Source organism: Sphingorhabdus sp. (genome assembly GCF_046292425.1).
GTDB lineage: Bacteria > Pseudomonadota > Alphaproteobacteria > Sphingomonadales > Sphingomonadaceae > Sphingorhabdus_B.
The window spans coordinates 1-21,270 of the sequence record NZ_JBKBQV010000032.1 but is presented as its reverse complement, the minus strand read 5'-3'; the positions used below and the strand labels follow the sequence as shown (position 1 = coordinate 21,270).

21 protein-coding genes are annotated in these 21,270 nt (G+C 55.0%); 10 read left to right on the top strand and 11 right to left on the bottom strand.

The genetic code is table 11. From position 1 onward, the window contains the following. Positions 1-12: 12 nt before the first annotated feature. From ACK4S7_RS08240 to ACK4S7_RS08220, 5 genes are all read right to left on the bottom strand, one after another. Positions 13-2,448 carry a PAS domain S-box protein gene (locus ACK4S7_RS08240; protein WP_409645817.1) on the bottom strand — a complete coding sequence of 812 codons (2,436 nt, stop codon included), beginning with the start codon at positions 2,446-2,448 and terminating at the stop codon, positions 13-15. 186 nt (positions 2,449-2,634) lie between these two features. Then, on the bottom strand, positions 2,635-3,252 hold the full coding sequence (locus ACK4S7_RS08235; protein ID WP_409645816.1) for an N-acetyltransferase family protein: 618 nt from the start codon (positions 3,250-3,252) through the stop codon (positions 2,635-2,637). An 80-nt stretch (positions 3,253-3,332) separates the two neighbouring features. Continuing rightward, complete coding sequence (locus ACK4S7_RS08230; RefSeq protein ID WP_409645814.1) at positions 3,333-4,058, bottom strand: hypothetical protein; 726 nt, start codon at positions 4,056-4,058, stop codon at positions 3,333-3,335. A gap of 20 nt (positions 4,059-4,078) precedes the next feature. Next, entirely contained in the window at positions 4,079-5,287 is a 1,209-nt protein-coding gene (locus tag ACK4S7_RS08225; RefSeq protein WP_409645813.1) for a toxic anion resistance protein, read from the bottom strand. Positions 5,288-5,385: 98 nt separating this feature from the next. Further along, positions 5,386-6,072, bottom strand: a complete 687-nt coding sequence (locus ACK4S7_RS08220; RefSeq protein WP_409645811.1) for an arylesterase — start codon at positions 6,070-6,072, stop codon at positions 5,386-5,388. A 42-nt stretch (positions 6,073-6,114) separates the two neighbouring features. Between ACK4S7_RS08220 and ACK4S7_RS08215 the strand changes: the two genes are divergently transcribed. Next, positions 6,115-6,786, top strand: coding sequence for an ABC transporter ATP-binding protein (locus ACK4S7_RS08215; RefSeq protein WP_409645830.1), 672 nt, complete (start codon positions 6,115-6,117; stop codon positions 6,784-6,786). Beyond that, positions 6,783-9,293 (top strand): ABC transporter permease, encoded by a 2,511-nt coding sequence (locus tag ACK4S7_RS08210; RefSeq protein ID WP_409645809.1) that lies wholly within the window; start codon positions 6,783-6,785, stop codon positions 9,291-9,293. The genes ACK4S7_RS08215 and ACK4S7_RS08210 overlap by 4 nt, the downstream gene beginning before the upstream one ends. On the opposite strand, the gene ACK4S7_RS08205 is transcribed toward ACK4S7_RS08210, so the two are convergent. Beyond that, on the bottom strand, positions 9,280-10,332 hold the full coding sequence (locus ACK4S7_RS08205) for a bile acid:sodium symporter family protein (protein ID WP_409645807.1): 1,053 nt from the start codon (positions 10,330-10,332) through the stop codon (positions 9,280-9,282). The two genes, ACK4S7_RS08210 and ACK4S7_RS08205, sit on opposite strands and share 14 nt — an antisense overlap. Positions 10,333-10,371: 39 nt before the next feature. Between ACK4S7_RS08205 and typA the strand changes: the two genes are divergently transcribed. After that, positions 10,372-12,207 (top strand): translational GTPase TypA, encoded by a 1,836-nt coding sequence (typA, locus tag ACK4S7_RS08200; protein WP_409645805.1) that lies wholly within the window; start codon positions 10,372-10,374, stop codon positions 12,205-12,207. 57 nt (positions 12,208-12,264) lie between these two features. On the opposite strand, the gene ACK4S7_RS08195 is transcribed toward typA, so the two are convergent. Then, positions 12,265-13,098 (bottom strand): outer membrane protein, encoded by an 834-nt coding sequence (locus ACK4S7_RS08195; RefSeq protein WP_409645803.1) that lies wholly within the window; start codon positions 13,096-13,098, stop codon positions 12,265-12,267. A gap of 127 nt (positions 13,099-13,225) precedes the next feature. Then, a complete protein-coding gene (locus tag ACK4S7_RS08190; RefSeq protein WP_409645801.1) occupies positions 13,226-14,437 on the bottom strand; it encodes an NAD(P)/FAD-dependent oxidoreductase in 1,212 nt (403 codons plus the stop codon). A gap of 64 nt (positions 14,438-14,501) precedes the next feature. Here ACK4S7_RS08190 and ACK4S7_RS08185 point away from each other — a divergent pair, with 64 nt between their 5' ends. Continuing rightward, on the top strand, positions 14,502-14,792 hold the full coding sequence (locus tag ACK4S7_RS08185; protein WP_409645799.1) for a DUF3297 family protein: 291 nt from the start codon (positions 14,502-14,504) through the stop codon (positions 14,790-14,792). A 10-nt stretch (positions 14,793-14,802) separates the two neighbouring features. On the opposite strand, the gene ACK4S7_RS08180 is transcribed toward ACK4S7_RS08185, so the two are convergent. Beyond that, entirely contained in the window at positions 14,803-15,870 is a 1,068-nt protein-coding gene (locus ACK4S7_RS08180; RefSeq protein ID WP_409645797.1) for a serine hydrolase domain-containing protein, read from the bottom strand. A 104-nt stretch (positions 15,871-15,974) separates the two neighbouring features. On the opposite strand from ACK4S7_RS08180, the gene ACK4S7_RS08175 reads away from it, so the two are divergent. Next, positions 15,975-16,349 carry a hypothetical protein gene (locus tag ACK4S7_RS08175; protein WP_409645795.1) on the top strand — a complete coding sequence of 125 codons (375 nt, stop codon included), beginning with the start codon at positions 15,975-15,977 and terminating at the stop codon, positions 16,347-16,349. Here ACK4S7_RS08175 and ACK4S7_RS08170 read toward each other — a convergent pair whose 3' ends face one another. Next, the gene (locus tag ACK4S7_RS08170; protein WP_409645793.1) at positions 16,350-16,877 is read right to left on the bottom strand and encodes a DUF7010 family protein; all 528 of its coding nucleotides are present in this window, start codon (positions 16,875-16,877) and stop codon (positions 16,350-16,352) included. A 28-nt stretch (positions 16,878-16,905) separates the two neighbouring features. Continuing rightward, the gene (gene mnmA / locus ACK4S7_RS08165; RefSeq protein WP_409645791.1) at positions 16,906-18,030 is read right to left on the bottom strand and encodes a tRNA 2-thiouridine(34) synthase MnmA; all 1,125 of its coding nucleotides are present in this window, start codon (positions 18,028-18,030) and stop codon (positions 16,906-16,908) included. Positions 18,031-18,206: 176 nt separating this feature from the next. On the opposite strand from mnmA, the gene ACK4S7_RS08160 reads away from it, so the two are divergent. The 5 genes from ACK4S7_RS08160 to ACK4S7_RS08140 all read left to right on the top strand — a co-directional run. After that, a complete protein-coding gene (locus ACK4S7_RS08160) occupies positions 18,207-18,575 on the top strand; it encodes a hypothetical protein (RefSeq protein ID WP_409645789.1) in 369 nt (122 codons plus the stop codon). Continuing rightward, positions 18,568-18,867, top strand: a complete 300-nt coding sequence (locus tag ACK4S7_RS08155) for a DUF1153 domain-containing protein (RefSeq protein WP_409645787.1) — start codon at positions 18,568-18,570, stop codon at positions 18,865-18,867. Before ACK4S7_RS08160 ends, ACK4S7_RS08155 begins: the two co-directional genes overlap by 8 nt. 181 nt (positions 18,868-19,048) lie before the next feature. Beyond that, positions 19,049-19,312, top strand: coding sequence for a GlsB/YeaQ/YmgE family stress response membrane protein (locus tag ACK4S7_RS08150; protein WP_409645785.1), 264 nt, complete (start codon positions 19,049-19,051; stop codon positions 19,310-19,312). A 257-nt stretch (positions 19,313-19,569) separates the two neighbouring features. Then, positions 19,570-20,748, top strand: a complete 1,179-nt coding sequence (locus ACK4S7_RS08145) for an efflux RND transporter periplasmic adaptor subunit (protein ID WP_409645784.1) — start codon at positions 19,570-19,572, stop codon at positions 20,746-20,748. Between the two features lie 27 nt (positions 20,749-20,775). After that, positions 20,776-21,270: efflux RND transporter permease subunit (locus ACK4S7_RS08140; RefSeq protein WP_409645783.1), on the top strand; the 495-nt coding region annotated here is incomplete at its 3' end.

The window sequence follows — 21,270 nt, the reverse complement described above, 5'->3', positions numbered from 1 at the left end:
CGGACGTTAAGTTTAAGGTTGCCGTTCTGCCAGGCATCGTTCCACGTCGCTAAGTTCATACGGCTTACTCAATATGCCCACCGATTTGGCAGCAATATGGCGTGCCAAATGGCCATCAGCGGGATGACCAGACGAAATAATGACGCCTTGATGCCCTCCATTTACAAGTTCCGTAACCCAATGTTCTGCACTGCCGTCGGGTAGGCTTATGTCTGTTATAACGATATTGAAGTCGCCATTGGTGAAAGCAGCCTGAGCCTCCGACAAACTACCTGCTTCTGTCACTTCAGCGCCAAGCTCATAAAGCATTTCGGTCAAATTCATCCGAATGAGAATCTCGTCTTCAACGACAAGCACATTCCAGCTGCAATTCTGGGATACGTTTGTCTCAGGCTTTACTGGTTTGTTGGGTTGCACCAAAATGTCCTTTTGAATTTTTGCCATCACGCGGCCAATTTTTTGAAATAGCTGGTCATTGGAATATGGCTTTGACAGTAACTCTACACCATCATCCAGCCGGCCCGAATGGACGATAGAATTCTCTGTATATCCCGACGTGAACAAAACTCCCATACGCGGCAAAATTTGCTTTGCGCGACGGGCGAGTTCGGGACTGCGCAATGTGCCCGGCATGACAACATCGGTAAACAGCAGATCGACTTTTGTACCGCTTTCAATGATGGCCAGCGCCCGCTCTGCGTTTGCGGCTTCCACGACTGTAAAGCCAAACTCCCGTAATGTTTCCACTGCGGTCGTGCGGACGACTGCGTCATCCTCAACAACTAAAATAGTTTCGGCAGAACCCGCTTGATGGGGAAAATGGCTAAATGGCGCTTCGACATCCGTGTCTTCTGCCGATCGCGTGCGCGGCAGGTACATGCGAACAGTCGTCCCTACCCCGACTTCGCTGTAGATATTCACATGGCCACCGGACTGCTTTGCCAGGCCGTAGACCATACTGAGGCCAAGTCCAGTCCCGCTTCCGGGTTCCTTTGTCGTAAAAAACGGATCAAAGGCCCTCTCGAGTGTGTCAGCCGACATGCCTGATCCGGTATCAGTGACAGCAATCATAACATATTGTCCCGGCGCTAGGTCTGCATGGGCCGACGCATATCGTTCGTCCAGGAAGGCGTTCGACGCCTCAATCGTAAGTCTTCCGCGCCCGTTCATGGCGTCCCGCCCATTAATCGCCAAATTGAGCACCGCATTTTCGACCTGCGCGGAGTCAATCATGCAATTCCATATGTCTTCCGACGCCATGGTCTCCACTTCAATGGCTTCGCCAAGTGAACGCGCCAGCATGTCGCTCATACCAAGAAGCAGTCGGCCCACATTGCTGGATTTGGGCTGCAACGGCTGCTGACGGCCAAATGACAAAAGATGCGACGCAAGCTTCGCACCGCGGGCAACGCCCCCCATTGCGTTTTCCAATCGCTGCTGTGCACGTGGATTGTCGCCTATATCGCGGGCCAAGAGCTCAAGACTGCCGCCGATGACCTGAAGCAGGTTGTTGAAGTCATGCGCGATACCGCCAGTCAACTGGCCGATAGCTTCCATTTTTTGGGCTTGTAGCAACTGTTCTTCGACGCGCTTGCGCTCTTCGATGGCCTCGGACACTTTAATTTGCAATGAGTCATTGAACCTGTGCATCGCGTCTCGGGCGGCCAGTTCATCACTGATATCCCGCACTTCAACTATTGTACCGATCGCAACGCCATCATCGTCGCGAATGGGGGATGCCGTAAATCCTACGGGGTAGAAATGGCCGTTTTTATGGACAAAGGTTTCCTCGCCCATCACCTGATTTTCTTCCGGCAAAGCGCGGTCAATCACACATTCGTGCAAAGGAAAATGCCGACCGTCGGGATAGCTGTGATGGATGACATCGTGCAAGGGCCTGCCTTGCGTTTCTTCAAACCTATAACCGGTGAGCTTTTCCGCCGCGCTGTTCATGAAAACACATTGCTGGGAATCGTCCATAACAAACACTGCCATTCGGGTGTTTTGCAAAATGGCATTCAGCCGCCCGGACACATCTTGAAGCTCGCGTTCGATTTTGTTGCGATTGGTGACATCCTGAATAGCCGCAAAAAACACCGGGGGCGCATCATCTGAACGGATCAACTGCAGCTGCACCGCAACGTCATATTCGGTGCCGTCTTTGCGTCTATGCACTGTGTTGAAATGCAGCACGGGTAACTCACTGCTCACCAGCGGCATAATCAATTCGAGGAATTCGGTCTCGTTAATTCCCGGCTTGATATCCCACGGCGTCAAGCTGCGCAGTTCATCCATCGAATACTGGAGATTCTCCCGAGCGCCGCGATTTACCAGCGTGAAGCGGAAATCCTCTACTGAAAAAACATAGACTTCGCTCGCCGAGTCTTCGACAATTTGTCCCAACCGCTCGTTGGACAAGGGCGATGCACGGTAATTGTCATTTTCCATTGCTTACCCTTTTCAGTAATATGGGGTCTAAACCGCACATATTACCGGTTCAAAATCATCCAATCGTTAAGTCCGCTACCAAAATCAAATCTTTGAAGCAATTGCATTGGCGCTGCACGCGGCATCTTTTCTAATTTTTATGCAAAGCTTTGCATATTTATTTAGTCGCCAGATGGAACAGCGCACCTAATTTGTGCCGCGCGCCGCGAATATAGCCTTTAGCCCGGCGGAATCTTGGTCACTGTTTAGAATTCGCAACGCTTCCCGCACATCAAGCCAATAATGACTTACACTGTCGAGTGCAGCGGCGCGCTTGGCACCAAGATATGTCACCAGATTTTGGGCTGCGCGATTTTCAGCCAGCATTTGCATATCAAGGACCGGCAAATCCTCTTCAATACAATCCATCAACACCGCAGCGATCAACATGCGCGCAAGGCCAAGCCCATGATATTCATCGAGCACCGCTATAGCGAGTTCGCCGTGCCAGCGCAGCTCTTCAGAACGGATCGCGTGCGCCGCTCCTATCGGTGGATTGTCCTCACCGTCGAGCAAAATTGCACCCCATCCGATATGGTCATGCCCATCTACCGCACTCAGGCGTTTTACAATTGAGTCTGGGGGTGCGCGAAAGGCAGAAAAGAAACGCAAATAGCGCGATCGATCTGACATCTCGGTGATACCCGCGCGGATGTGAGCCTCGTCGCTTGGCCTGATGGTGCGTAAGCAAACGGGTCTACCGTCAGATAAGACCGTTTCTATTTCGCAAAGCAGATGAGGGGCGCGATTGCTATTCTGGGCCATGGATGGACAGTATAACGCACAAGGTCGGAGAAAGTGTCATCTTGCGGCGAGCGCCGTGCAGGTGACTAGCAGTGCAGGGTTTAAGCCCCCTGCCCGTTTGTGTCTGCATTATCGTAACGCATCTCAAGGTAGCGTCCACGCACAGCAAGCTTGTCCAGTTCACCACGCGAGATTTGGCCAGTCATCGTTTCAATTTCCCGGTCGATCGTCTTCAGGCCGTCCACAAGCTGCTGCGCAGGCGTTTTTCCGGCATGCTCTTTGTTCTTCAGGCTATCGGGAATGCGTTTATACCCGTTAATAAGCTCCGGCAGATGCTCGCCCACCAGCTTTCGCACTTCACGCGCAGCGGGATCGTTTTCATCAAGAGTTTGCAGTTGCGGCGCAAGCTGATCCAGCCGCAAGCCAATATCTTGCATGAGATTAACTGCGGGCGCTGGCAGGGCCGGACGCTGCGCCTCCAACCATATTTCGGTTTTGCCCGCCAATGTCGCAAGGTCAGTCTGCCGCAAGCTTTCAGTCGTGGGCATTGGCATTTCGGGATAGCGCATCAGCACATAGGCGACAACCGCCCCGACGAGTGCGGTAATCATCACACCCCAAAAGCCGATTCCGTCAATTATGGCACCGACGATTCCCGCGCCAATTAGCACAACACCTATGGCGACGACGGCTTTGCTGAGCTTTCCCCAGAAATGGGCACGGCGGAGCGCTTGAGACTTTGACCCTATGGGCTTCATACGCACGTTGCGCAGTGAGCGGGCCGCTGCGGTCAGGGTTTCATGTGAGTCAGATGCGGGGCTGTTCATATTTTACCTTGTATCACAAACTACCCTTCCAACGACGCAAGCAAGCCGCTGTCCTGCGTGGACTTAACGGCCTGCGCCTGACCTTCGGCCCGCGCGATATAGCCTTTCGATTTTTCGACTTCTTTTTCGAGCGCTTCGGACGTTTGCTTCATGCTATCGAGCGCTTTCAGCTTGAACGTATCGATTGCATCCATCGTGTCATAAATATTCTGGAAGGCGCGGCTCAATGTTTCGAGCGGGATGGTCGATGCCGCCGCTTGCTCATGAATTTTGCCGGTGTTGTCGCGCAGCAATTGGCCCGTACTGTCGATGATGTTCGCTGTCGTGGTGTTAAGCGCGGTAATCTGGTCCAATACCAGCTTCTGATTTGTCATCGCCTGCGCAACGGTGACGGCGGTACGCAATGCGCCAACAGTTGTTGTCGACGCGCGGTCAACGCCCTTTACGAGCTCGACATTGTTCTTTTTCACCAGATCGAGCGCGAGATAGCCTTGCACCGTAACCGCCATTTGCGTGAGCAAATCCTGCGTCCGCTGGCGCACATAGAACAAGGCGCTTTCCTTGATCGCGCGCGACTTGGCGGGGTCGGACAGTTCCAACTCTGCTGCTTTTTCTTCGAGCTTGGCATCAAGCTGCTTGGACATCACGATCATCTGTTCCAGCTTGCCCATCGCAACCCAAAGATTCTGCCGCTCCACATCAATCGCGGCATTGTCCATCAACAGCTCATCTTTGCCATTGCCAAGGCGTCCCAGAATGGAGCTGATATGCGTCTGCGAACTTTGATAGCTATCGAAATAATTACGCAATTTGCTGCCAAAGGGAATGATGCCAAACAGTTTTTGCTTCGTCATCAGATTGCCCTTTTTGGAAGGGTCCAGATCTTCAACTACGCGGCGCAGTTCGGCAAGGTCTGCACCGACACCGGACTCAGCATCCATCCGGCGTATCGGTTTGTCCAGGAAGCGGTTCGACTGCGCGGACGCTTCCATGATTTCCTTGCGGCCCATATTGGTTAGCTGGTCTACGCGCTTGCCGAATTCGGGGCTGTTGACATCCTGCGCAATCAGGTCAGCGACATAAGCCTCTACCCGCTGTGCAAGCTTGCTTTGCTGCTCGTCAGTCACCGGGACCAGTCCCATCGCCTGTTGCGGGGCAACTGTGGGCACCGGGTCAGGTGGAGTCAGTTTCAATTCTTGCACGGTTTGCGTAACGGTTTCAGTCGACATCGCCAAATCCTCTGTCCTTCAATATCATAACAGATGGAACGGGTGGTCGGCCATTTCAAGCGTTTCCGTCCCCAGCTGTATTATTTTTCTAATACAGCTTATCGTTGTTCCTTCAAAGCGGCTTCGACCAGCGGGGATAATCCTTCGACAACCCGCGATACGCCTTTGGCGTTTGGATGGATATTGTCAGGTAACATCAACGCCGCGTCGGTCACCACACCCTCAAGGAAAAAGGGATAAAGCCGTGCATCATATTCTTTGGCCAATTTCGGGAATATATCATTGAAATCATAGACATAATCCTGCCCAAGATTAGGTGCAGCCACCATGCCGGTAAGCACGACCGGAATATCTCGCCGCTTTAATTCGTCCATCATCGCGGTCATGTTTGCCCTCGTTTCTTCAGGCTTTATTCCACGCAACATATCGTTGCCGCCGAGCCCCAGCACGACCAAGTCCGGCTTTCGGTCGAGATTATCCAGCACAAAGGCCAGCCGCGTTTTACCTGCGGCCGTAGTGTCCCCAGATACACCCGCATTGTGAACGCGCGCGTTGATACCGTCGGCTTCTAACGCGGCCTGCAACTGCGGTGCGAGCCCCTCGCTGGGTGAAAGGCGATACCCGGCATACAGGCTGTCTCCGAATGCAACGACCAGCCTGTCATATTGCGCTGCCTTTGCAGTTTCCTGCACTTCGGTCTTTTTTTCCTCTACGGGATTAGCCCCGCATCCCCACAGCCCTTGGATTGCGACACAAAGCGCACCATATAGCCAAAAACTTCTCATAAGGATTTTTCCTTGCACGCTCCGGTCAATAACAAAGCGGATATGGCAATCCGCGCGGCAAATGTCACCCTTAGCCTTGGCAGCAACGATGCAGCAGTGTCGATTTTGCGGGGCGTAGATCTTGAGGTGCCCTATGACAGCAGTGTTGCATTGCTTGGGCCGTCGGGGTCGGGCAAATCATCGCTGATGGCGGTTCTGGCCGGTTTGGAACAGGCAAGCGGCGGGACGGTGCTGGTCGACGGCCTTGATTTCACCAAGTTGGATGAAGACGAACTAGCCCGCGCACGGCGGGGCCGGATTGGAATCGTGTTGCAGGCTTTCCACCTGCTTCCCACTATGACTGCGCTTGAAAATGTCGCAATACCGTTGGAACTGGCTGGCATCGCCGACCCTTTTGGCCGGGCGCAGAGCGAACTTGAAGCCGTGGGGCTTGGCCATCGGCTTACGCATTATCCGTCGCAATTATCCGGCGGTGAGCAGCAGCGCGTTGCGATTGCCCGCGCTATGGCCGCCGGGCCAAGGATCATCTTTGCTGACGAGCCCACAGGCAATCTGGATGGATCGACAGGCACCTCAATTGTCGACCTTCTGTTCGACCGCCGCGCGGCATTGGGGGCGACATTACTGATTATCACTCATGACCCCGAACTTGCCCGTAAATGTGATCGGGTGATCGCCATGCAAGACGGTCACGTCGTGGAGAGCGCTGCTTGAGCCTCCCGCTTGCCGCTATTTGGCGCATATCGCGCCGTGATCTATCGGCTCGCATTCGCGGGCTTCGGTTGCTCGCCATTTGCCTTTTCCTAGGCGTTGCGACGCTTGCCGCGATCGGCAGCTTGACCGCTGGCATCGCCGATGAACTGTCACGGCGTGGCCAGACTATCCTTGGGGGTGACGTTGAGATCGGAATTGCACAGCGCGAAGCGACGCAGACCGAGATGGCCGCGATGCGTCAAACCGGCGCCGTTTCCGAAACGATCCGGCTGCGGGCCATGGCTATTGGCGCTAAAACTGACAGTGACAGTTTGCTTGCCGAACTGAAGGCCATCGATAGCATTTATCCGCATTACGGCGCGTTGACGTTGCGCGAAGGCGGCAGCGTGAGTGCGCCAGCAAAAGGCGAAATCTACATCGGGCAAACCCTGTCCGAACGGCTCGACATCGGAACCGGCGGCACCGTTCGTTTTGGTGAGGCGCGGTTCAAGGTCGCGGGAATCATCGCTCAAGAGCCTGACCGTCTGGGCGAAGGCTTCACGCTTGGCCCGGTCGCAATCATCAACATGGCGTCCTTGCCGGACACTGGCCTTATTCAGCCCGGCAGCATGTACGAAGCCAAATACCGCATCAAACTGGCAGTAAATGAAGATGCAACTGCTGTGGCAAAGGCACTGGAGGCACAATTCCCTTCAGCCGGATGGGACATTACAGACCGTTCCAATGGCGCTCCCGGCACCCGCCGCTTTATTGAGCGCATGGGGCAATTCCTGACGCTCGTCGGCCTTGCAGCCCTAGTCATTGCCGGTATTGGCGTTGGCAATGGCGTCAGCAGTTATCTCGCCAGCAAGCGCGCTAGCATTGCTACACTGAAAGTCACGGGCGCTGACAGCGGGACGATATTCCGGATCTACATGCTGCAAATCCTTACCGTCGCGGCGGGTGCGATTATTGCTGGCCTTGCGATGGGCAGTGTCATGCCCATGGTCATTGGCTGGGTCGCTGGCGATATTTTGCCCGTTGCCCCGGGCTTTAACTTGCATCCATTGCCGTTGCTCGTCAGCGCCATTTATGGCCTTCTGATCGCCGTTGCTTTTGCCTTACCTCCCTTGGCCCGCGCGCGCACCGTGCCCGCTGCCGGCCTGTTCCGCGCGATTGTCGAAGGCAATTCCCGCATTGACCGGCGCAGCGCTATCTGGGTCATCGCCGCAATCCTCGCCATAATTGCGCTTGCCGTCCTTACCGCACGGGAACCATTATTCTCCCTCGCCTTCATTGGTGCCGCCTTTGGTCTGTTGCTTTTGCTCACAGGCATAGCTTGGCTGTTGCGTTTCATCGCTCTGAGGCTCCCACGTCCAAAGTTACCGCTGCCACGTATGGCGCTTGCCAACCTGCACCGCCCCGGCGCGCAAACACAGGCCTTGGTTGTCGCACTTGGCCTTGGCCTTACCTTGTTCGTGACGCTTGCCGCCATTCAGACGAGCATCAACAACGAAATCAGGAACAGCGTGCCCGACCGTGCGCCCAGCTTCTTCGCGTTGGATATCCCGCGGGAGGGCGCTGCCCAGTTCAAGCAAATGGTCCAAGAGGCCGACCCCAAAGCTTCGATCAATATGATCCCTGCCTTACGCGGGACGATTGTCGAATTTGGCGGCCAGCGTGTCGACCAGCTTGAGGAGCTGCCAGAGGGCGCGTGGGTGCTTAATGGTGATCGCGGACTAACATATAGCGGCGAACTGCCGAAGGGCAGCGAGATAGTTGCGGGCGAATGGTGGCCTTCAGATTACAACGGCCCCGCATTGGTAAGCCTTGAAGCTGAGGTCGCCAAAACATTAGGCTTGGATGTAGGAGACAGCTTGACCGTCAGCTTGCTTGGCGTCGAGGTTCCGGCCAGAATCGCATCGTTGCGCACCGTGAAGTGGGATAATTTCGGCCTCAATTATGTGATGGTATTTTCGCCCGGAAGTCTTGATGCCGCGCCACATAACTTGGTTGCGACCTTGACTGTCTCGAAGCCTGCCGAGCGGATTTTGGCAAAATCTATCCCGCCAACCTTCCCATCCTCATCGCTGATTGAAGTTGGCGAAGTGACAGCGCAAATCACCGTTCTGCTCACGCAAATGGCGCAGGCCATCGCCGCTGCCGCATCAATTGCGATCTTGGCTGGTATCGCGGTGCTTGTCGGGGCAATCGCTGCGGCTCGTCAGTCGCGCATTTACGACAGCGTGATCATGAAGATGCTGGGTAGCACCAGGCGTCAGATCTTGGGTGCTCAGGCGCTGGAGTACGGCATCTTGGCTGTGGTACTCGGATTAATTTCGCTACTGCTTGGCATGGCGGCGGCTTATTATGTCGTCGTCGAGATCTTCGACTTCAGCTTCGCGCCGGATTATTCAATACTGGCGCTAACGCTCGTTGGCGGGGCCGGAATGACTTTCATCCTGGGCATCCTTGGATCACTGCCAATTTTGGCGGCGCGACCTTCGGAGGCCCTCAGGAGTCTTTAGCCAATTGCGTTGCCAGTGGCGCCGACAAGATCAACTGGGCCATATGGTAAATCAGCGTCGGAAGCAGGACCATTCCCGCAATCGCGGGCGGAAATATGGTTGCTGCGAGCGGTGCGCCGATAGCGATGCTTTTTTGCCCGCCCGAAAACAGCATTGCAATCCGGTCGCCGCGCGGCAATTTCATCACGCCTCCCAACATCCATGCACCACCAAATCCGACCAGTAGCATTACCGATAAAGCCAGCGCCAACCACGCAAGTTCATCGCCGCGCACCACGCTCCATATTCCCGCAACTACTGCACCGGAGAAGGCAACATACACTGCGATGGCAATCGAAATGCGGTCCATCCATGTCGCAAGATCCTTGTTGCGGTCCACCCACGGTTTACACCAACGTTGCACCAATTGTCCCAGCGCAAATGGCAACAGCAAAATTAGCGCGATCCGGCCGACCGCTTCGCCCGAAATCCTGGCCTCTCCCACATGCGCGAGCAGAGCAAGCAGCAACGGCGACAGAACGACTCCAATCAAATTGACCAAGGCTGCCGCCACAACCGAAGCGGCAATGTTGCCCCGTGCAAGCGCACAATAAGCCGCAGCAGACTGCACGGTCGAGGGCAAAATGCCTGTAAACAGCAACCCCAAGGCAAGTAGTGGCGGCAGGATATTTTCGAAGATATACGACAGGGCCAATCCGGTGGCGGACATCACTCCAAATACGAACAGGAAAATCGCCCCCTGCAGCCGCCAGTTGCGGACGCCACTAACGACTTCATGTCTCGGCAAGCGGACGCCATTCAGGAAAAACAGCAAGAAGATCGCGGCCAGGGAAATCAGCGAGGCGATATCTGCCGCGCGTCCGCGCACGGGAATGAAACTGGCCAGCAATATAGTTGCCAGCAACAAAATAACAAAGCGATCAGCGAAGATACGAGCGAACATCAATGCGCTTTGACCGTTGCAATCGCGCATTGCAACACCAGCGATGTTGCGCTGCAGCGCATATTGCGTTAATGGCGCGCGAGAATCTGGTGGCATGTGGCCGCTATGAAGACCTTCCAAAAGGCCAATTTCCAAATGTCATTGCGTAACATCGCCATCATCGCGCACGTCGATCACGGCAAAACCACCCTAGTTGACCAACTGTTTCGTCAGTCGGGCACTTTCCGCGACAACCAGCGCATCGAAGAGCGCGCCATGGATTCGAATGACCTCGAAAAAGAGCGGGGCATAACAATTCTTGCCAAGTGCACCTCGGTTGAATGGGACGACAATAAGGGCAATGTAACCCGCATCAATATCGTCGATACTCCGGGCCACGCCGACTTTGGCGGCGAAGTTGAGCGCATCTTGTCGATGGTCGACGGCGTTATCTTGCTTGTCGATTCATCCGAAGGCGCGATGCCGCAGACGAAGTTCGTAACTGGCAAGGCTCTTGCTCTCGGATTGAAACCAATCGTTGTTGTCAACAAGGTCGACCGTCCTGACGAGCGTATCCAGGAAGTGTTGGACGAAGTGTTCGATTTGTTCGTATCGCTTGACGCGACCGACGAGCAGCTTGATTTCCCTGTCTTGTATGCATCGGGCCGTAATGGCTATGCATCGACTGATCCAAGCGCGCGCGAAGGCACGCTGACGCCAATGTTTGAAACGATCGTCAGCCATGTTCCAGAGCCAAAGGCTGATGTTGACGGCGAGTTCAAGATGCTGGTCACCTTGCTTGACCGCGACAACTTCCTTGGCCGTATCCTTACTGGCCTTGTGCTGTCGGGTACCGTCAAGGTGAACCAGCAGATCCACGCGCTGAACCCGGATGGAAAAATTGTCGAAACCGGCCGTGCATCCAAGATCATGTCCTTCCGTGGACTTGAGCGTGTTCCAGTCGAAGAAGCCAAGGCAGGCGATATCATCTCCATCGCCGGCATGACCACAGCTACTGTTGCTGACACCATCGCGGAACCGACTGTCACAGAGCCACTTCAGGCGCAGCCAATTGACCCGCCGACACTGTCGATGCGTTTTTCAGTGAACGACAGCCCAATGGCTGGCCGTGAAGGCACCAAGGTAACGAGCCGCATGATCCGCGACCGCTTGATGCGTGAAGCCGAGAGCAACGTTGCAGTCCGCATCACCGAAGCTGCCGACAAGGATAGCTTTGAAGTGGCTGGCCGCGGCGAGCTTCAGCTGGGCGTTTTGATCGAAACAATGCGGCGCGAAGGCTTCGAGCTTGGCATCAGCCGCCCACGTGTGCTGTTCCGCGAAGACGAAAACGGCAAGAAGACTGAGCCTTACGAAACCGTCGTCATCGACGTTGATGATGAATATGCAGGTACCGTCGTCGAAAAAATGGCCGTGCGTAAGGGCGACCTTACCGACATGCGTCCTTCAGGCGGCGGCAAGACGCGCATCACCTTTAGCGCACCTTCACGCGGTTTGATCGGTTATCATGGCGAATTCCTGTCCGACACGCGCGGTACCGGCATCATGAACCGCTTGTTCGAAAAATACGGTCCCCACCGTGGCGCAATTGAAGGCCGCAAAAACGGCGTGCTAATTTCTAATGGCGCTGGTGAAGCGGTTGCTTATGCCCTTGGCCCATTGGAAGAGCGCGGCATCTTGATGGTTTCGCCAGGTGAAGCCTTGTATGAAGGCATGATCATCGGCGAAAACGCGAAGCCTGACGATCTTGAAGTCAACCCGATGAAGTCGAAGCAGCTAACGAACTTCCGTTCGACCGGCAAGGACGATGCCATCCGCCTTACACCCCCGAAGCGCCTGACGCTTGAGCAAGCCATTGCCTATATCGATGATGACGAAATGGTTGAAGTGACGCCGAAGAACATCCGTTTGCGCAAGCGCCTGCTTGATCCAAACGAACGGAAAAAAGCTTCACGCGCCAAACAGGCCGCATAAAACAAAAAAGGGCGCCATTTTCGGCGCCCTTTTTCTTACGGTGCGACCCGGGTCAAATCAGAATCGAAACGATGCCGTCAAACGGATATTGTGCATGTCGAAATCACTGTCGCTGCGACGCATGTCGGTGCCCTGCGAATTGACGAGCAAAAACGGATTGGTTGCAGGGGCTGTCCCGCGGCCAACCGACACAACATAATTGTCATCAACAAAGTTGGTGTAGAGATATTCGAGGCCAAGCGAAAAATTGCGGGCAATCTTTACTTCGGTGCCACCGCCGTAAGAATAACCCCAACTCTTTGAACTGCCATTATCGCTAAAGCTGTTCGCGCCATTGGTGGTCGAAAAGCTATTGTCGATTTTGGCATAGGCAGCACCACCGGTTGCGTAGAACAATGCACCTCGCGCCGCATAGCCGACACGGGCACGTGCCTGCACCGAATAATCAAGCTCACGAGTGAACGTGTAAGCTGCAGGAGTGGAGCTGAAAGCCGTCACGCTGTCGCGTGATTCATTCTTCCCGCCCTCAAGTACGAAGCCATATACGATATTGCCCGACTGGATGTCATAACCGGCGCGGATGTTATACTCATAACCATCCTTGTCACTCGTACAGCCACCCGATGCTGCGTTACCTGCGGCTGCACCACCGCAGAAACCTGGCGAAAAGGCATTGGCACCTGCCAGTGTGTTCACATTGTTGTTGAACGTGCCGTCGAGGTTGGTGTCGAACTGGACATTCTCGCCCCGATCGTTGCTTTGCGCGCCGAGGCCGAACGAGCCACCGATATAAGCGCCTTCCCATTCTTCATCGGCCGATTGGGCGAAGGCGGGGGCTGCAAACGTCGCGATTGATGCGGCGCCAATCATTAAAAAGCGGGAGATTTTCATAGGTGGTTTCCTTTTCGGTTGTTGTTCACCAACCAAAAAACGCCACAGTTCCAATTTGGATGCACAAAACAGCATTTAAAATGTAAATGCGTGTTTCTTGTCACTGTCGATGAATGCTAGCCAAGCGTTACAAGGCCTCTCCCGCTGCAACGCCGCTTGCCCACGCCCACTGAAAATTATAGCCGCCCAGCCAGCCAGTCACATCCACAGCTTCCCCAATACAAAACAGGCCTGGTATCTTTTTCGCCGCCATCGTTTTCTGGGACAGGCCATCGGTGCTGATTCCCCCCAACGTTACCTCCGCCTTGGCATAGCCTTCACTGCCATTGGGCACAAATGGCCAGCTATCAAGCAGCGCCCCCGCATCGGCCAGTTTCCGGTCGCTCTGGTCGGCAAGATTGCCAGTGAGGGCCAGTTTCGAAGACAATGCTTCCGCCAGTCTGGCGGGCAGCACCCGGTCCAGCGTCGAACGCAACGTAGCGCGCGGCCTTGCCCGCTTTTCCGTCAACAGCAATTCAGTTGCATCCAATGATGGCAGAAAATCAATCTGTACTTGGTCCCCAGGACGCCAATAACTGCTGATCTGCAGCACCGCCGGGCCGCTCAGGCCACGGTGGGTGAACAAAGCAGCCTCGCGAAATGCTGCCTTTCCGTGCTTGGCTACGACTTCGGCGGACACACCGGACAGTTCGCGGAAAAGAACGTCATCGCCGCCCAACGTCAATGGAACCAGTGCAGGCCGCGGCTCGACAATTTTTAACCCAAATTGCCGTCCCAGATCATAGGCAAACGCCGTTGCACCCATCTTGGGTATGCTTGGACCGCCGGTTGCTATTACCAACGCCGCTCCTTTCGCATGCACGCCATTGTAGGTGACATGATAATCGCTGCCATCGTGAGAAACCGAACCCACAGGTGCGTCAAACACGAAATCCACGCGTCCACCGAACGCTGCCGATTTATCGCACTCGGCCATTAGCATGGCGACAATTTGCCGCGCAGACCCGTCGCAGAACAACTGGCCGAGAGTTTTCTCATGGAATGCGATGCCATGCGCGTTTACAAGATCGATGAAATCCTGCGGTGTATATCGACCAAGCGCAGACTTTGCGAAATGTGGATTGGCCGACAAATAGCGTTCCTGTGCGTGCGCGGTGGTCGCATTTACATTGGTGAAATTGCACCGTCCTCCGCCCGATATCAGGATTTTTTTGCCGGGACCCGTTGCATGGTCAATCACCAACACGCGCTTTCCGCGTTGCCCAGCAGTCAATGCGCACATCAAACCAGCGCCGCCTGCCCCAAGAATAATCGCATCATATATGTTTGAACTTGCCATTTCGTCCCCCTGCACTGCCCGCGCTATATTGCCAAGCGCTATGCTTTGCGGCAAAGCGCGCGACATGACTGAAGAAACAAAATCCGCGGGCACCGACACCCCACCCGATCACTTGTCGATTAACCCGATGAGCGCGCATTTCGATGGTGACTTGTTGTCACGCGGGATCGGCATTCGCTTCAAGGGCGAAGTTCGGACAACCGTTGAGGAATATTGTATTTCAGAAGGCTGGATAAAGGTTCAGGCTGGAAAGGCTCGCGACCGCAAGGGCAACCCTTTACTGATCAAGCTCAGCGGCCCGGTCGAAGCATGGTATGAAGACTTGGGCGACGACGCGCCAGTGGCGAAGCTTTAATCCGCCTGATTTACCGTTTGGGAAAAGCCGAAATCAGCTTTGCCAGTTGGTCATTAATAGGGTCGAGCTGATCATCCGGGGTGTTGCCAAGGCGCACGATCGTCAACCGGTGCTGCGGTGACACCACGACAAACTGCCCCAAATGGCCAAGTGCGGCAAAGACATCCGATGGTGCTTTGCCAGGAAACAGAACCTGGTCGCGCCCGTTATTGCGGGTCCGGTTCAACCATAGATGCGCGCCATAGCTTGAATCGGTTTTACTTGGCGCCTTCATAAAGCGCAGCCAACTGGTCGGCATCATCTGCGCTGCGCGAACAGAACCGTTGTTCCGCAAGAATTCTCCGAACTTCGCCCAGTCACGCGCGGTTGCGTGGATCAGGCTTCCGCCCAGCATCGTGCCATTGCGGTCAAATTCGGGGACGGCGCTGGTCATGCCTAAAGGTTCAAACAATCGCCCGCGTGCATATTCCAGCATCGCATCTCGGCGCACGATCGGGTCTTTACTGTCCGTCAGCGACCGCGTCATGATGTCCGCGAGTATGTGGCTGGTGGCCGTGCTATATTCGAACTTCTTGCCGGGCGCGGCCTCCAAGGGGCGGGTTTCGGCATAGCGCGCAACATTTTCCCGACCATCAAGGAACAGCATGCGCGGAGTGTCTGCATCAAAAATCTCGACGCTGCCTTCCGCCATTTCGGTGTGGTCTAGTCCGGACGACATATGGAGCAAATGGCGTAATGTAATTTCCGCGCGGCCATCGCGCGGCGTTTGCCATTCAGGGACGATAGCGGGTTCGTCCAATGCAAGCCTGCCGTCCGCCACCATCATCCCTACCAAAACGGCGGTAACACTCTTTGCCATCGACCAGCTTACCAGCCGCGTGTCCGGGCCATATCCCGGGGCGTAGCGTTCGGCGACAACGCGCCCGCCCCGCATAATCACAAGTGCGCGGGTTTCCGATAAAGCCGGATCTTCAAAGAAAGGCGCCATAGCTGCGGCAAGCTTTGTCTCACTGACGACAGCATCGTCGACAATCATAGTAAAACCAGGAGCAACGGGCGGAGCCGGTTGCTCGGCCACGCATCCGGTAAGAACCAGAGCTGCGATTGCGCAGAAAGCGGTTGCAGCGGGGCAGAATTTGTTCCTAGGCATAATCGCGCTTCGATGCACCAGATGGAGGGCCCATGGCAACCGCAACTTCGACCGAAAGTACAAAAGCGCCGCAGCCGCGGTTCAAGTCGCTGAAAATTCTGGTCGCGGTCATCGTCGGCATTGCGGCCGTGTGGTTGCTGTGGAACTGGAACAGCATCAAGGGACAGGCGCGCGTGGGTGCGGCATATGGTGCGCACGTCATCTGTTCGTGCCGCTATATCCAAGGCCGTGAAATGGCGTCGTGCGAAACCGACAAGGAAAAAGGCATGGAGATCGTGCGTTTAAGTGACGACCCCGAAAACAAACGCGTTTATGCCTCGGTCCCCTTTCTCGCCAAAGCGGTTGCCGAACGGCGCGGGGCATTTGGCTGTATTCAGTTAAACGAGGCCGAAATCGAGGCGCTGTGATCAGCGCTTGGCGGGTACAAGGATAAACGCCGAACACAACAGTTCAGTCGCGCCGCCAGTCAAGGCCACAAAGGCTGGGGTGATCTCCAGCCATAATGCAAAAGCTGCAATGGCAATCAGGATAACGCCCAGCACCAGATATAACCGCATGCCGTAAACTGTCTGAAACACCAGATATCGCGCACCCACGGTCAGCAACGCAATGGCGAAGAACCAGTCGCCATATGTAGGGCTCACCAAATATGCGACGACAAGGCCAATGATCAGAAAGGCCGTGGATTGCAGCGCAAGCATCTCCATTGGATTGGGGGCACGTACTTTCCCCCGATGGTACACCCGACGCGCTATGAGCAGCGAGAGTGGATGGATGAGCATTCCGCCAAAAAACAATATTGCCATAGCTGAAAGCGGTTCGGCATATAAGGTCACCAATCCGGCTGCGGCCCACACCAGACCGGATACGAAGATGCCGACACCCCCGTTGACATAGGCCCTGCGCATGTCGCGCTGCGCTTCCCCCAGATGCATCCTGACTCTCCCCCTCGATTGCGATGTTCTATGCGGCTGTCGCCATCTCCACTGCTGTTGTTTCTTCGATCCAGCCGCCACCAAGGACACGATCTCCATCATACAATACCGCCGCCTGCCCCGGTGCGACGCCATATTCTGGCGCACCAAAGCGCAGCCATTCCCCATCAAGGCAAGCCGCAACGGGTCGTGACATTGACCGCACTTTTGCCATCACGGGGCGCTGCCCTATGTCTGCCAACCAGTTGGCGTCGATAATGCGGGCAGCACTAACTGCAAGTGCCGCACGCGGACCGACGATCACGCGCTGGGTCGCGGGGTCGAGCCGAATGACATATAAAGGCACTGGCTGACCTCCAACCTCAAGACCTTTGCGCTGGCCTACGGTATAATGAATGAGGCCCTTATGCTGGCCCAGTATCCGGCCATCCAGATGCACAATGTCGCCGCCAATTTCCGCATCGGGCCGGATTTTGCGGACAACGCTCGCATAATCGCCATCAGGCACAAAGCAGATGTCCTGACTGTCAGGCTTCATCGCAACAATCAGTCCCATTTCCTGGGCAATAGCGCGAACCTGCTGCTTTGGCATTCCGCCCAGTGGAAAGCGCAGATAATCCAGCTGGTCCTGGGTTGTGGCAAACAGGAAATAGCTTTGGTCACGGGCTGGATCGGCCGCACGGTGCAATTCTGCACCTGCGTCCCCTTCGACCCGGCGCACATAATGGCCAGTTGCAAGACAATCAGCGCCTAATTCACGGGCCAGCCGGAAGAGATCCGTAAATTTCACGCCCATATTACAGCGGACACACGGGATCGGAGTGCGTCCGGCCATATATTCATCAGCGAAACGATCGATGACGGATTCGCGAAACCGGCTTTCATGGTCGAACACATAATGCGCAATACCAAGCTTATCTGCGACAGCCCGGGCATCACGGATATCCTGACCGGCGCAGCACGCCCCCGCCCGCTTTACCGCGCTGCCATGATCATAAAGCTGCAAGGTCACCCCGATAGTCTCGGCGCCTGTACGCGCTGCCAAAGCCGCCACGACCGACGAATCGACCCCGCCGGACATTGCAACGACGATTCGTTTGCCCGTGAGAACAGGCCCGATTTGAAAATCGGAATGATAAATGTCATCAGTCATTCGACTGTTCCTTTAATAGCTTCGGCGACAAATTGCCAGTTTTCTGAATGGCTTGAACAGAGCCCTTCACCTGTGCAACGCTGAAAACCATAACGGCTGTTAATATCACCTAACATCCTTTGAACGCGCCCTTTACCTCATGTTAGAATTTATGCGGGTAAGACCGTGTCATGGAAATGAGCTTTCCCCATCACGCGTTACGCAAATGTGCGAAAACTGCAACTGTCGGCAATGAGTCGGTGTTGGATGTTGCGCGGGCCCGGCAAGCAAAAAGCCGAACCGTGCGGGCATTGCGCCGCGCGGAACTTGGCAACGTTGCCGATAGCGATGACCTCGCCGCCCGTATTCATTATTTTGCCGCAGAACCCGACGCGGAAATGACGGTGCGCGGCGCCTTTTGGCAGAAAACGGAAATCGCGAAAATGGATGAAGATACTATTTACCAATCCGATTCAGCTAATATCAAAGTGGAACCGCTATCTCCTTCCGGAACAGGAACAGATGTGAACCTCACGGGGCATGGAGCAGAAAAAAGTCATGATTGAAAATCAGAAATTCCGCCCGTCGCAAGTTATCGGCCCATTGGGTGAGCCACTCACACTGGATAGCCTGCCGCCTCCCGGTACGACGCGCTGGGTTGTCCGCCGCAAGGCTGAGGTGGTGGCTGCGGTCAACGGCGGGCTTTTATCCATTAATGATGTGTGCGAGCGATACAGCCTGACGCTTGAAGAGTTTGCATCATGGCAACGCGCCGTGGACAGATCGGGGATGCCGGGTCTGCGTGTAACACGCATTCAGCATTATCGCGATTTGTATGAGCGTCAGCAAAAATACTAAGAGCAATAAAATAGATATAAAATAGGAATTTGCCCCGCCAAAAGCGGGGTTTTTTCTTGTCGACCCTGCGGGCAGTTCGGGGAATAAAAAAATAATCTTGTTGCTGACTGGCAATTTACTCCCGTTTTATTATGCTTCCTCAATGCCCGGTATCGCCGGATAGCAAAGAGGAGCAAAAATCATGGGTTGGATTATCGCAATAATTGTCGGCGGAATCGCTGGCTGGCTCGCGAGTAAAGTTATGGGCCGTGACGCTTCCATGGGGATAATAGCTAACGTTATCGCCGGCTGTGTCGGCTCAGTTGTCGGAAATCTTATCGCCAACCAGTTCGGTATCGTGGGGAGCGTGCAGGAGTTCTCGCTTACCGGCCTGATTGTCGCGTTTGTCGGTGCCGTGATTGTTTTAGCCATCTTGAATTTGATCCAGCGCGGCCGCGTCCGTTAAGTAATTCTGTTTGAACATTTATAGAAAGCCACGCAGGCCTGTTCTGCGTGGCTTTTGTTTATGTTGTTTGTCGAAACATATCAGACGTCAGTCTGTATTGTTGCGCGCGAACGATTGCGATATTCTAGGAAACAAAGAGGCGTTTAACCCTTCGACTTTCTGCCGCTTGCGGATAGTGACTTATTAGGGTAATACAGCGGCATTATGGACAATATGGGGTAGCCTACGCACCTCGATCTACAATTTGGAACTCCGGTATGAATTACGAAACAACAATGAGCGGCACGCTGAATGGCCAGGTTCTACAAGACAACCGTGATCGCAACCAGCGGCGGATCCGTATAGCTGCCATCATAGTTGCCATTTTGGTTATTGCAGGTGCCGCTTATTATTTCTTCGGCAGTAGCGGTTCTGCCGCACCGGCAGATGCCGACAAAAGCGGTCAGGCCCAGACGGTAACCGTCGTCGCTCCGGGCCGCGACACCGTTGTGCGCGCCATTAATGCTACCGGTACATTGGCGGCACGACGGGAAATTCCCGTTGGTGTCGTGGGTGAAGGCGGGCGTGTGCTGCAAGTCTACGTCGATGCCGGGGACTGGGTTAGCCAGGGCGATGTGCTCGTAAGCGTTGACCGCTCGGTGCAGACCCAGCAGGCTGCTGCGCTTGAGGCTCAAATTGGCGTTGCTCGCGCCGATTTGCAACTTGCGCAAAACGAACTCGACCGGGCCATGCAACTTGTGGAGCGGGGCTTCATCTCCAAGGCTGACGTTGATCGCAAGACTGCTACGCGCGACGCCACTCGCGCGCGCGTCAACGTTGCAAATGCGCAGCTCGCCGAAACACGCGCCCGCAATGCCCGGCTTGACGTTCGAGCGCCCGTTTCGGGTTATGTACTGGAACGCAACGTCGAAACCGGACAAACGGTGTCGGCAGGTAGCGGCATATTGTTCCGCATTGCCAAGGACGGACAGCTTGAGCTTCAGGCGAAGCTGAGTGAAGATGATCTCGCGCAAGTCGCGGTGGGCATTCCTGCGACCGTCACCCCCGTCGGCACTGAACGGGTATTTAATGGCAATATCTGGCAAATTTCGCCGATGATTGACACTCAGAGCCGTCAAGGCATGGCTCGTGTTGCGCTGCCGTTTGACAAGGCACTGCGCCCCGGCGGGTTTGCTTCCGTTGAAATCAAGTCAGGCGCTATGACTGCGCCGGTTCTGCCTGAATCCGCTGTTCAAACGGGCCGCGAAGGCAGCTTTGTTTATATCGTAGGCAAGAACAACAAGGTGCAACAGCGCCCAGTCAAGGTTGGCTCTGTGACAGCCAATGGCCTGATTATCGAACAAGGCTTGGATGGCACGGAACGTGTTGTCCTATATGCTGGCGGTTTCCTCAATCCAGACGAAACGATCAACCCTAAACTGTTGAAAAAGCAGTAAGTCACTGGGTTATTCGGGATATAAATCATGAATTTAAACAACATTTCTGCATGGTCCATCCGCAACCCGGTGGTGCCGATCGTCCTGTTCGTCGCGCTTACCATTGCTGGAATCATGTCGTTCATGAATATGGACGTGCAGAACGATCCCGACATTGAATTCCCCGTCGTGGTCGTTTCGATCTCACAGCCCGGTGCCGCACCAAGTGAAATAACGACGCAGATTACGCAGAAGGTCGAATCCGCGATCCGCAGCGTGCAGGGCGTCCGCAACATTGACGCGACCTCAAGCGAAGGCAACACGACGGTCAGCGCTGAATTCGAAATTGGCGACGATATAAACGCCGCAGTCAGCGAAGTGAAAAACGCCGTCGACCAGATCCGCAGTGACTTGCCCGATGGCATCCTCGAACCGCAAATTTTCAAGGTCGCAACTTCAAGCGATCCCATCGCATATTTCGCGGTCGAAGCCAGCGACATGACGCTTGAGCAACTGAGTTGGTTTGTCGACGATACCGTGGCC